The organism is Listeria cornellensis FSL F6-0969 (assembly GCF_000525855.1).
Lineage (GTDB): Bacteria > Bacillota > Bacilli > Lactobacillales > Listeriaceae > Listeria_A > Listeria_A cornellensis.
Genome location: NZ_AODE01000028.1, coordinates 65,087 through 76,953, shown reverse-complemented (window position 1 = coordinate 76,953; position 11,867 = coordinate 65,087). Strand labels below are relative to the sequence as shown.

11 protein-coding genes and 1 pseudogene are annotated in these 11,867 nt (G+C 46.7%); 8 read left to right on the top strand and 4 right to left on the bottom strand.

Annotated features, from left to right (window positions below; translation table 11 throughout):
• From PCORN_RS19695 to PCORN_RS18590, 3 genes are all read left to right on the top strand, one after another.
• A partial coding sequence (locus PCORN_RS19695) for a hypothetical protein (protein WP_206537448.1) occupies window positions 1–1,193 on the top strand: 1,193 nt, incomplete at its 5' end.
• 5 nt (window positions 1,194–1,198) lie between these two features.
• Entirely contained in the window at window positions 1,199–1,696 is a 498-nt protein-coding gene (locus PCORN_RS12195; protein WP_051999435.1) for a PoNe immunity protein domain-containing protein, read from the top strand.
• Window positions 1,683–1,916 carry a PoNe immunity protein domain-containing protein gene (locus tag PCORN_RS18590; protein ID WP_051999434.1) on the top strand — a complete coding sequence of 78 codons (234 nt, stop codon included), beginning with the start codon at window positions 1,683–1,685 and terminating at the stop codon, window positions 1,914–1,916. Before PCORN_RS12195 ends, PCORN_RS18590 begins: the two co-directional genes overlap by 14 nt.
• 234 nt (window positions 1,917–2,150) lie before the next feature.
• Here PCORN_RS18590 and PCORN_RS18585 read toward each other — a convergent pair whose 3' ends face one another.
• From PCORN_RS18585 to PCORN_RS18575, 4 genes are read right to left on the bottom strand one after another with little or no spacing between them, the layout of a single operon-like run.
• Window positions 2,151–2,471 carry a hypothetical protein gene (locus PCORN_RS18585; protein ID WP_159102585.1) on the bottom strand — a complete coding sequence of 107 codons (321 nt, stop codon included), beginning with the start codon at window positions 2,469–2,471 and terminating at the stop codon, window positions 2,151–2,153.
• Window positions 2,472–2,484: 13 nt separating this feature from the next.
• On the bottom strand, window positions 2,485–2,682 hold the full coding sequence (locus PCORN_RS18580) for a hypothetical protein (protein WP_077913895.1): 198 nt from the start codon (window positions 2,680–2,682) through the stop codon (window positions 2,485–2,487).
• On the bottom strand, window positions 2,683–3,444 hold the full coding sequence (locus PCORN_RS12190) for an AAA family ATPase (RefSeq protein WP_036080951.1): 762 nt from the start codon (window positions 3,442–3,444) through the stop codon (window positions 2,683–2,685).
• Window positions 3,383–4,021: an AAA family ATPase gene (locus PCORN_RS18575; protein ID WP_077913894.1), complete on the bottom strand. Its 639-nt coding sequence runs from the start codon at window positions 4,019–4,021 to the stop codon at window positions 3,383–3,385. Before PCORN_RS18575 ends, PCORN_RS12190 begins: the two co-directional genes overlap by 62 nt.
• Before the next feature lie 215 nt (window positions 4,022–4,236).
• On the opposite strand from PCORN_RS18575, the gene PCORN_RS12185 reads away from it, so the two are divergent.
• The 5 genes and pseudogenes from PCORN_RS12185 to PCORN_RS20420 all read left to right on the top strand — a co-directional run bounded on the left by PCORN_RS12185 (window position 4,237) and on the right by PCORN_RS20420 (window position 11,849).
• Entirely contained in the window at window positions 4,237–4,686 is a 450-nt protein-coding gene (locus PCORN_RS12185) for a hypothetical protein (protein ID WP_036080948.1), read from the top strand.
• Between the two features lie 19 nt (window positions 4,687–4,705).
• Window positions 4,706–5,704, top strand: a complete 999-nt coding sequence (locus tag PCORN_RS20430; RefSeq protein WP_241433179.1) for a hypothetical protein — start codon at window positions 4,706–4,708, stop codon at window positions 5,702–5,704.
• Window positions 5,701–11,190: a DUF6531 domain-containing protein gene (locus PCORN_RS20425; RefSeq protein ID WP_241433178.1), complete on the top strand. Its 5,490-nt coding sequence runs from the start codon at window positions 5,701–5,703 to the stop codon at window positions 11,188–11,190. Before PCORN_RS20430 ends, PCORN_RS20425 begins: the two co-directional genes overlap by 4 nt.
• Window positions 11,109–11,315: pseudogene (locus PCORN_RS21500) on the top strand (hypothetical protein); the annotation flags it as partial. The gene PCORN_RS20425 and the pseudogene PCORN_RS21500, both read left to right, overlap by 82 nt.
• Complete coding sequence (locus PCORN_RS20420) at window positions 11,316–11,849, top strand: hypothetical protein (RefSeq protein ID WP_420912035.1); 534 nt, start codon at window positions 11,316–11,318, stop codon at window positions 11,847–11,849.
• Window positions 11,850–11,867: the final 18 nt, after the last annotated feature.

Below are 11,867 nucleotides of genomic sequence, written 5' to 3'. Positions count from 1 at the left end.
AAAATCGCTATGAAGACTTGTTGGTGAAAATGAAATCGATGGCTGGCGGTTCCTCACTTGGACAGCAAATCGGCATGCAATTAGGGATGCAAACCGCGATGGGGCAACTACAACACGAAATGCAAATCATAGAACGCTATCTTGATTTTGACATGAGCCATCAAAATGTGATGCAAGATGTGCTGAGCAAGTTGTATCAAGTGAAACAAGGATTAGCAGAAATTCAAAGCAGTAAAGCATTTAATACAGTAAGCCATACATTCAACACGAAAGCATTGAATATGGGCTGGCTGAAAAATCTCACACCAGAGAAAAAAGATCCGTATGCCAAGTATGAGAAAACATTACAAGGTAGCTATTGGGTACTTACGAAAAACGGTAAGACCGATGCCGAGGCAGCAGAAGCAACGATTGCTTACAATAAAGGAATTAATGATGGTACAATTATAGTGCCAAGAGATGCCAATGCAGACTTTGATGCCGAGCGAATCAAAGGCGTTCTTGAAGGATATGATTCGATGACTGGGAATGATATAACGAGTATGCAAAGTTTCTCTATTCTTGCAGGGATGGCAACTGGATTAGTTGCGATTAGAGGTCGTGGTAAATTTTATCCAAAAGCAAGTGTATCAAAAATAGAATCTAATTTGGTAATCAGGGAATCAAAAGCACAAAAGAATTTTAAAGAAACCAAACTGAAACCAATCATTGTTCCTAGCGGTGTGAATAAAGCGCAATACAATGTCATTCGAGATGTGGAAAGCGGTGGTGTAAAACTGATAACCACCAAGAGAAAAGGAAATTATGGCGAGATGAAAATGGATGTACACTATGAGAGTACTACCTACAAGCGAATTAGCTCAGATCGCGTTACTAGTTTAAATGATAAAATAGTCAAGGGAATTGATGGCGTTTATGAAAATGCGAGTCCACCACCTAAATATGTCATTGCGGAAGCTAAATATAATACATCGAGATTAGGTAAAACAAAGGACGGTAAGCAAATGAGTGAGAAATGGATTCTAGGTAGTGATAGATTAGACAATGCAGTTGGACCAGAGATTGCACAAAAAATTCAAGATGAACTCATCCTGAATCCAGAAAATGTTCAAAAAGTATTAGTTAAAATAGATAAAAACGGAAATGTAGTTGAATCTGTGCTAGATGAAGCTGGTAAAAAAATTAAGGAGTGAATTTAGTGAGAGACACATTGAAAGATGAAAAATATTTTGAGGAAAAAATACAGGAAAACAATAAACTAATAAAAAAGTATCAAGATATGTTACAACAGCTTCTTCAAGAACGAGGAGAAAATGATCCTAGTATTGAACGCGTTCATATTGTGTTATTGAAATATTATACTGCTAAGATTAATTGTCTTTATTCGTCAGGACACCCAATAGAAGACATTAAAGATGTCTACCCGTTTTTCCTGAACTCATTTGAAAGAACTTGGGAAAAAGATACTGGTAGCTATGTACAATTACTGTGGGCTATTTCATTAGGAATATTAGTTGGGGCTTCAAAAGAGCAGTTCCAACAAATAGAAAATATCATCAAAAAAGAGGAGTTTCATGATTATCTAATTGATTACTTATTGCATCAAAACAACAAATATTGGGAGATAACGACACAAGAAATTTTATATCCTAATCCTTATAAAATATTGGAAAGTGTTGTTCATGAAAAAAAATAAAGAGTCTGCTGTAAATGAGCTGAAGTATTACCTTGAAAAAGACTGGTATAAGGGGCATGATGATGCAGGATGGCATGATTCGCATAAAAGTAAATTTGATACTTATAGTGGTTATTGGAGTTATGAGAGCGGTGCAATTGCGAAAGTACTACAACTCGATGATGAAGTGTTGAAAAATGTTCCATACTATCCATATGATTTAGTTCATTACAACAATTGATTAAAATTGCCAACTTCTAACTCTTTCGCATAGGAGTAGTTTTATGCGAAAGAGTTTTTGTGTCGCCGAGTAGTCAATTGCTATATCTAACTTTATAAGGGTTCTTATCACCGACTCAAATGCTGCAATTCCTTCACCAACAAATCCACATATGTGAACGTTTCGCGAGCAATGAAGTAGTCGAGCAAGGCTTCGTCGGTGAAATTTGGGAGTTCTGTGACGTAGCGTTTTTGGTCACGCGAGGCACCGGACAGGATGATACGCCGTGATTTTTTTTGCGTTGGCGCTGGCAGATCGTAAATTACTGTAGAGTCGTCCGCGTTCTTTGATGTACCAGCGCTCTTTTTTTGTGTAGTCTCGGGCGACGGTTTTGTTTAGGGCGGCTTGGGAGATGAAGCGCTTGGTGTAGACGCCGTGGTACATGCAGAGCCAGACTTCGAAGCTGCGGCCGGAGACGAATAGTTGGGTGTTTTCTCCGAGAGCGGCGAGATTACGAATCTTTTTCTTGACGTATCGGAGGTTGGAGCGGTCTTCTGTGAAATCGAGATCGGTCACTATGAAAAATTTATCATCGGGATGGGCGCTGAATTTCAGCGCTTTTTTTGAATTTGGTTTCTTGGGCGTGTGTGTAGATTTTCAGTTGGTAGTTTTTAAGTCTGCGTTGGAAAAGTAGTTTGAAATAGTGGGCTTCGCAGCTGTTCGGTTTGATGCCACCGCTGTCTTCGGGGATGAAAAGGTGGACGATTTTACGAATTTCGCGGCTCATTTAAAACACCTCCGGAACGGCTCCAAAACGACCGTCTAAATAGAGATTCGTCCAATTGTGGTTGTCGTAGGTGATTTCATGGAATTCACTAAGGCTGAAAACTTCGCTGGCCTGGGTTTCGCGATCTTTCTGGATGAAAATGACTTGTTCTTTGGCGAAGCGATCGGGATTTAGCAGGAGCGGGTTATGGGAGGCAATCAAAAATTGTGCTTTTTTGTCGTTTTCTTGATGGATAAATTTGTTTAGTAGGCCTTCTTGGATTTTCGTGTGGTATTTGTTGTCGAATTCGTCGCTGATAAACAGGATTTCATGTTGCAACGCGTCGAAAAGCCGGATCGAACTTTCTAGGAATTTCTTGGTGCCATCGGATTCCATGCTCATGCTTAGCGGGTATTTCACGTCGTCCACGATATGCGCGGTGCTAATTTCAAAGCGGCGGTTTTTCTTGGTTGTTGCGATGAGTTGAGCTTTTACATCATCGGAAAAAGTGGCTTGTTCAATGGATTCGACGAGATTATCGGTCATGTCGGTAACGGAAAAATCTTGAATCGCAAAATCGAAATCGTAGAGGGTTTCTAGAATTTCTTGTTTGAAATCGCTGTCTTTGTTGATTTGCTCGGCGAATGCTTCTAGGGACTCGCCGTCGAATTGCTTTGTTTGGAAGCCTTTGGTGACTTGGATGGCTAGGGATTCGGCGACTTTATAGGCAGGGGATGTGGTTTCTTTGCTGAAATAAGCTTTGTTGATGTCGTGGATGAGCATGGACAGGATGGATTTGTATGTGATGTTCTCTTGTTCGATTTTGGTGAAAAGGCTTTTTAGTTGGGTGTTTTTTTTTCGGAATTTGGCTTTTTAGGCGTTCAAAAACGATGATTGGCTTGGATAATGTTGTTTTGAGTATCTTTTTATACGTTAGGGATTCTTCTTGTATTTCCAAGTTTTGGGTGTCGATGGCGAGTTTGTAGGTGTATTGGATGTCTTGATTTTCTTGGAAGTTGGGCTCGATAAAGGTGATGGTGAAGCGGCTGATGGTTTCTTTCGTTGGTGAGAACTTGAAGGCGTTGGGTGTGATGTTAAAATCTGTTTTTTCGGTATAGGTATGGCTTTTTTGGATCATGGTGCGGGTGAATTCGAAGGCGTAGAGTAGGTTTGTTTTGCCGGATGCGTTGGCGCCGTAAAGGATTGCGCCGTTTAGGATGCTGCGCTTTTTCTGGTTGTCGTAGTAGGTGTAGAGTGTGTTTTGGTTGAAAATATCGGCAGGGCTGTAGCTGTGATCTAGGGTTAGGCTTATTTCGTCGTGGATGGAAAAGAAGTTGCTGACGGTTATTTTGGAAAACATCGGATTCGACTCCTGTCGTTTTTGTTTTATTATACCATCTGGGGAAAAAAGGTGCGTTTTTTTGCATTGTACTTTGAAATTAGTCAGAGAAGCGAGTTATATTCATATTTCTGCTATTAAATGTGACAGAAAATCGACAATTTCCAGTTGCTTCTAAAATCGACCTGTTTCTGTGGTATACTAGCCGAGATTGTGGAAAAATGGGAGGGTTTTGGATGCAGGAATTGTTAAAAAATAAAAAGGTGTGGGTGGTATTAGCACTGTTTTTGGTGTTTATTGTGATACTCTTGTTAGCGCTTCAACAGTGCTCGCGGGATGGTGCCAAGGGGACGAAGCCGGTGAAAATTGCGCAGGATTTTAAACAGGATTATGCGAAGTGGTCGGATTTGAAGTTGAATGGGGACATTTGTCAGCCGGTTTATTTGGCGGAGTTACGGGAGATGGAGACGGGTTTTCGGGCGGTTTATGTGAAAGCCAAGAAGTCTGATGTTTGGGACGGATTATCGGAGCAGGATCGGAAAATTTATTCGGCTTATGGCAACGTTGGAACGGAGCTGAAAGTCATGAATGATGCGATTGAGGCGCGGGATTATAAGAAGGCGCAGGTTGTTTTGACGGGGATTTTGGAGATAGAGAAGAACGTGAAGAAGGAAATGACATTATAAAGGGAGACGGGGATTACATATGAAAAAGGGATTGAAGATTTTATTGGTGACGCTTTTGCTATTTTCGATGATGCCGTGGCAGTTTGTGCAGGGCGCGATGAGTGTGGAGAGTGAGTTTGGGAATTATTATGGGAAACGGTTGGCATCGCAGGATAAGGTGACGGTGGCGGATTTGGATAAGGATGCGCAGAAACAGTTGAAGGATGGGGCGCGGACGGAAAGTGTGACGGTAGCGGAGAATGAGGATACTGCTAATGCGGATGCGTTGCGGTTGTTTGAGGCGGAGGCGCCGAGTGTGACGGATGGTTTGACGGAGGATTGGGCGGCTGCTGGGATGGATGAGGTGGTTGCGGATCGGACGGAGAATACGAAGACGTTTGTGAATCAGGATACGGGTGAGGGTGAGACGTATTATTTCACGGAGCCGGTGCATTTTAAGGATAGCGCGACGGGGAACTGGGAGGATTTTGATACGACGCTGGTGAAGGATGGTGCGAAGGCGTGGACGGCGAATGAGACGGCACGCCCGATTGTGACGCCGAAAACCGTGACGGAAGATGTGATGCCAACGCTTGGTTTGGATGGCGCGGATGTGGCGGTTCGGCCGAGTGGGGATGCGGATTTGACGCAGATTGCGACGCAGGATAATCGGATATTGTATGCGAGTGAGGATGCTAAAACGGATGCTTTTACGATGCAGGCGGATAGTTTTGGGATGGAGCTTGGGCAGTATGTGAAGGCGGGAGACGAGACGGCGCAATCGGTGGCGTTTGATTTGACGGTTCCGGATGGCGTGACGCTGAAGGATGATGCGAAGCGTGCGGCGACATTGATTTATCGTGGCAAAACGTTGATTGGCGCGATTGCGAGTCCTGTTTTGGAAGATGAGACGGGTTCTGTGATTGATACGTTGTCGGCGAAAACGGTGAAGACGGCGGATGGCTACAAGCTAGAGGTTGCGGCGTTTAGTACGGCGAATGTGACGGGAAGCTTGCTAAGGTCGCGGTTTCATTTGTGAGTACGAAGATTACGAACGGGATTGAGGCAACGAGTTTGCGCCAGTATCGGGATGATGTCGCGTATTCTTTTCAGCCGTACATGTATATTGGATACGATGATGGGAATAACTCGGGAACGCTTGGTGCCGCTCATTTTATCACGTATGGTGTCGTGAAGGTTCCGGATAGTGAGATTAAAAAAATTGGGACAAACCGCGAAATTGAGTCGGCGGAGCTTTCTCTTTTTAGAAGTGGAACGGAAGGTTTTTGGGGGGATCGTGCGAAGGATGGCAGCGGCAAAATTGTCAAGCGTCAATTTGAGGTGCACGGGATTACGAAGGACGTTGGGGCGATTGATGACCTGACGTATGGCAAATTCCAGAGCCTTGGTTTTCCGTATGGTCCACCGGCGAATCTAGATGGCAACGAGACGTATATTGGCGGGATTGATGATGCGAATCGTCGGGTTTCGTTTGATATTACGACGGTTGCGAAGGATTGGGTCAATGGTGGGAAAAATAATGGCGTGATTGTGAAAACGGCGAAGGTGAATGGCTTTGAATTGCCGTATTCGCAGGCCGATGTGTTTGCTGCGCCTAAATCTGGTGTGACGAGTGAGTCGCCGTATGTGGTGTTTAAGCATCGCGAGCGTCCGCCGATTGATGCGGATATGCCACTCAAGGATACGACGCTGTATTTGCGTCCTTTTGTGAGTGCGAATAATGATGGTATGCTTGATTTTACAGCGCTTGGCATGGACGGGGTTGGTCGTCCGGATGCGAAGATAAATTATAAAATTGTCGATACGTCGGATAAAAATAAAGTGACGTTTAGCGGGACGGATCCGTCGATAGGGCGGGATTATTTGTTCCCGGATTATCCGAAGCTGAACAATTTGACGCAGGAGTATCGCGAGTTGATGAGTAATTGGCAGACGAATACGCTACTTTTGAAGGGTGCTCTCGCGGAGAATCATTTGTACCAAGTGGAGGCGGAGATTAAGGACGGGAACGAGTCAGCGAGCAAGAAGTATGATACGTTTCAGATTTATAGGGTAACGGGGATGGATTCGTTGCCGCGTTTGTTGAAATTTTACGGGATTTCGAACAAGCGGTCGCAGTTTATGTTGGATAATAATATGAAGGATGAGCTCTTGGTTCAGGGGAATTTGGTGTTTATTCGGAATCCGCAGCAGAATGCGGGCAAGGCGTATCAGACGGGGAATTATTCTTCGGCGGATAAGATGCGACTGGATGCGCTGGCGGTTGGGCGTGGGAAACACTGTACGTTCGGATATGAGCCGATTAATTTTGATAGTGGGAACTTGCTTTATGATATGGAGGACGCGAAGTGGTTTGATTTCGACGGCGAACGCACGATAACGCGGACGTATAATTCGATGGGGCAAGGCAAGGATAGTCCGATGGGGCGGAACTGGACGTTTAATTTGGCGGATCAGCTTGGTTTCCTTTCGGACGGAACGGTGATGTTGACGCGTGCGGATGGCGGAAGTGTGTTTTTTGACAAACAGACGAACGGGACTTTTAGGATTGCGGAGGATGAGCCGCTTGCTTTGACGAAAAAGTTGAGTAAGGATGGTGCGCGGGAGTTTGAGGTTGTGAACTCGGAGACTGGCGATGTGTCGCTTTTTGCGGCGAATGGACTGCTTTTGAAAACGACGGATCAGGCGGGTCATGTGACGGTGTATTCGTATAATACGGACGGTGAGTTGACGAAGATGGTGACGGGTTCTGGGAAAGTGCTGACGTATGCGTGGGATTCGCAGGGGCATTTGAAGGAGATTACGTTACCGGATGGTGGCAAATTGGCGTATTCGTATGACGCGGACGGGAATTTGACGAAGCTTGTGGACCAGACGGGAAAAGTGGTGACGTATCAGTATGATGACGCGCATCACATGACGTCGTATAAGGATCATGACGGGAAATTATTGATTGAGAACGTGTTTGATGCGGATGGTCGTGTGACGAAGCAGACGGATGGCGAGGGGAATGTCGCGACGCTTGCATACGCGGACGGGAAAACGACGACGACGGACTTTAATGGGAATAAGCAGGTGATTTATTTTAATGAGCGCTTGCAGACGACGAAGATTGAATACGCGGATGGATCGGTGACGGAGAACGTGTATGATGGGAAAAATCAACTGGTTGCTTCTGTGGATCAGCTGGGAAATAAGACGACGTTTGTGAATGATGCGAACGGGAACGTGACGAAAACGGTTTATCCGGATGGGTCGACGGAAACGGCGACTTTTGATGGGAAAAATCAGCTTGTGCGGGAAACGGATAGTCTTGGCGGGGTGACGACGTATGACTATGATGCGGCGGGCAACGTGGTTCGGTCTGTTTTGCCGAATGGGGCTGTGGAGAAGTACGTGTATAACGTGGATGGACAGCTGATTTCGGAGAAGGACGGGAATGGTGCGACGACGAAAACGGCGTATGATGCGGATGGGAATCCTGTGCGCGAGACGGATGGCCGTGGGAATGTGACGGTGTATGCGTATGATGCGTTGTCGATGCTTAGCGTGGTGACGGATGCGAATGGTGGGAAAGAGAGCTATTCGCGGAATGCGCGTGGGGAATTGACGCGGGAAGTGAATGCGCGCGGGGACGTGACGGCGTATGGCTATGATGCGAACGGGAATAAGGTTAGCGAAACGGACGCGAATGGGAATAAGACGGTGTATGTGTATGATGCGTTGGGTCGCTTGACTTCGGAGACGAATCCGATGGGTGGCGTGACGAGCTACGCGTACGACGGGAACGGGAATAAAATCAGTGAGACGGACCCGCTTGGAAACAAGGAAAAATTTGCGTATGATACGCTGAACCGGGTTGTGAAAGCGACGGCTGCGGATGGTGCGGTGATTCGTTACACGTATGATGCGCTGGGCCAGAAGTTGTCGGAAGAGACGGCGGATGGGCAGAAAACGACGTATGAGTATGACGCGAAATCGGGCTATATGACGGCGGAAACGGATCCGAAAGGGAATGTGACGGCGTATGCGTATGATGCGGATGGGAACGTGACGCAGATTACGTATCCGGATGGCACGACGGAAGCCTTTACGTATGACAAAATGGGGAATATTACGCGTTTTGTGGATCAGGAAGGCAATGTGCAGGAGTACGAGTTTGATGCGAATGGCAATACGACGAAGCTGAAAGAGGCTGGGCGTGTGTCGACGTATGATTATGATGCGAATGGCAGTGTGGTCGCGGAGCGTGATGCGGCTGGTGGCGTGAAGCAGTACGCGTTTGATAAGGTGGACCAAGTGCAGACGGAGACCGATGAAGTTGGCGCGAAAACTCGCTATGTGTATGATGCGGATGGCAATGTGACGCGGATTACGGATGGCAATGGGCATGCGGTGACGCTGGCTTATGACGGGGAAGCGAACGTGATTCGGGAGACGGATGCGGAAGGTAACGTGACAAAATATACGTATAATGCGCTCGGATTGGTGGCGACGGAGGTTTCGCCGACGGGGGATATTACGCAGTATCGCTATAATAAGAATGGCGATCTGACGGCGGAAATGGATCCTTATGGGAACGAGACGGCGTACGAGTATTCGAAAACGGGCGACGTGACGGCGATTGTGGATGCGCTTGGAAACAAGACGACGTACGCGTATGATGTTCGTGGCAATGTGACGGAGAGCGTGGATCCGATTGGCCGGAAAACAACGTATGAATATGATTTGGCAGATAATGTGGTCAAACAGAAAAACGCTGATGGTACGGTTTCCACTTTTGCGTATGATAAAATGGATCGTTTGTTGGAGCAAAAAGACAATACGGGACAAAAGGAAAGTTATGCGTACAATAAAATTGGCGATGTGACGCGCGTGGCGGATCGTAAAGGCCGGAGCGAGACGTATGACTATGATGCGTTCGGAAACGTTGTTGGCGAGACGGATGTGCGTGGGAATAAGACGGGTTACGCGTATGATGCGGCGGATCGGTTGGTCGCGCAGCAACATCCGGAGGGCACGACGCAGAGCATGGCTTACAATAAACGTGGCGATGTGACGTCGGAGATTCTGCCAAATGGTGGGAAGTATGCGTACACGTATGACGCGGAAGGCAACATGCTGACGGAGACGAATCCGCTCGGCGAGACGACGCGCTATGGCTATAATGGCAATGATGACTTGGTGAAAACGACGGACGCGGCGGGCGCTGTATCGAGCGTGACGTACGACGCGAACGGGAATGTGATCAAAGTTGTCGATGAAAATGGCGGCGTGACCCAGCAGAAATTTGATGCGACGGGGCTTGTGACGAGTCAGACGGATGCGGAAGGAAACGAGACGCAATTTGGTTATGATCCGCTGGGACGTTTGACGACCGAGATTGACGCGGCTGGCTTTAAGTTGCTGAATCGCTATGATGCGGCTGGTCGTTTGACGGCGGAAACGGATAAGCGAGGGAACACGACAATTTACACGTACGACGATGCGGATCACATTTTGGTGGCGAAAGAGCCTGCGGGAATTACGTCCAAATTTGAATATGATTTGCGTGGAAATGTGTTGAAAGAAATCGATGCGAACGGCAAGGCGACGAAATATGCGTATGATAAAGACGATTTATTGCTTTCGGAAACGGATGAAATTGGCTATAAGCAGAGTTATGCGTACAACCAGTTCGGCGATGTGACAGAGGAAAGCGACAATCAATCGAAGCAGGCGATCGTGAGCTATACGTACGATAAATTTGGCCAGCAGACGTCTGAAAAAGATGCAAAAGGCAGAATGACACGGTATTCGTATGATAAAACGCAGCGTTTGACGGCGATTACGTACCCGAATAAACTGTCGGTTGGGTATTCGTATGATAAATTAGACCGCGTGACGGCGATGCGTGATGTTCGCGGCAACGAGTCGAAAGTGCAGTACGATAAGGTTGGCAACGTGACATCGATGATTGACCCGGGAAATCAGGCGTATCAGTACGCCTACGATAAAAAGGGAAACGTGACGAAAGAAACGGATCCACTGAAAGCAAGCACGGAATACCGCTACAACAAAAATGATCAAGTAGTGAGCATAAAAGACCCAACAAACGCCGTGACAACGTATCACTACGACGCGCGCGGACTGTTAGATTCCGTGAAAGACGCACGCGACAACGAGTCAAAAATGAAATACGACGGCAACGAAAACGTGACAGAAACCACGGACGCAAAAGGCAACAAAGAACAGTTTAAATATGACGCGCTGGATCGGATGACCACAGCGAAGAACCGCCTAGGTCAAACATCCACGTACACCTACGACAAAGTGGATAATCTGACAGAAATCAAAGACGCCAAAGGTTTTGTCACGAAATACAGCTACAACGACCGTAGCGATATGGTCAAAGAAGTGACACCAGAAGGCAAAACGGAGAAATACGCGTATCGCTCGATGGTTCGCTCCAATCGGAAACGAAACCAGACGGCAGCAAGACGACCTACAAATACGACGAACTGAACAATCTGGTCGAGCAACAATTCGACGGTGGCGGCTACAAATACACGTATGACGAAAACGACGAGATCAAAACCGCGACATCCAAAGACGGGACGGCGACCTTCACGTACAACAAATACGGCGATGTGACGGCGGTCAAAGATGCGAATGGCGAAACCCTGAAATACGAATATGACACCATTGGGCGCAAAACCGCGTTAGTGTATCCAGACGGCACCCGCGTGACCTACCGCTATGACGACACAAACCAATTAACCGATGTCATCGAAGCAGACGGCAAGAAAACCACCTACGACTACGACGCCAACGGTTTACCACTCGCGATTCACTACAGCAACGGCACCAAAACAACCTATCGTTACTCCGCAATTGGCGAAACCGAACACGTCGAAACCAGCAACAAGTCCGGCAAAGTCATCGCGTCGTTCGATTACGTCTACGATGAAAACGGGAATGTCACCAAAGAAACGATCAATCAAAACGGCAGCAAACAAGTCAAAACCCACACCTACGACGCCGACGATCAACTCAAAGACACAACGATAAAAGCAGGCAAAAACACCGAAGTCATCACCTACATCTATGACGCCAACGGAAACCGAACCAAACTAAAACGCGTCAAAAACGGCAAAAAAAACCATCGAGGATTACCACTATGATGACGACAATGTGTTGGC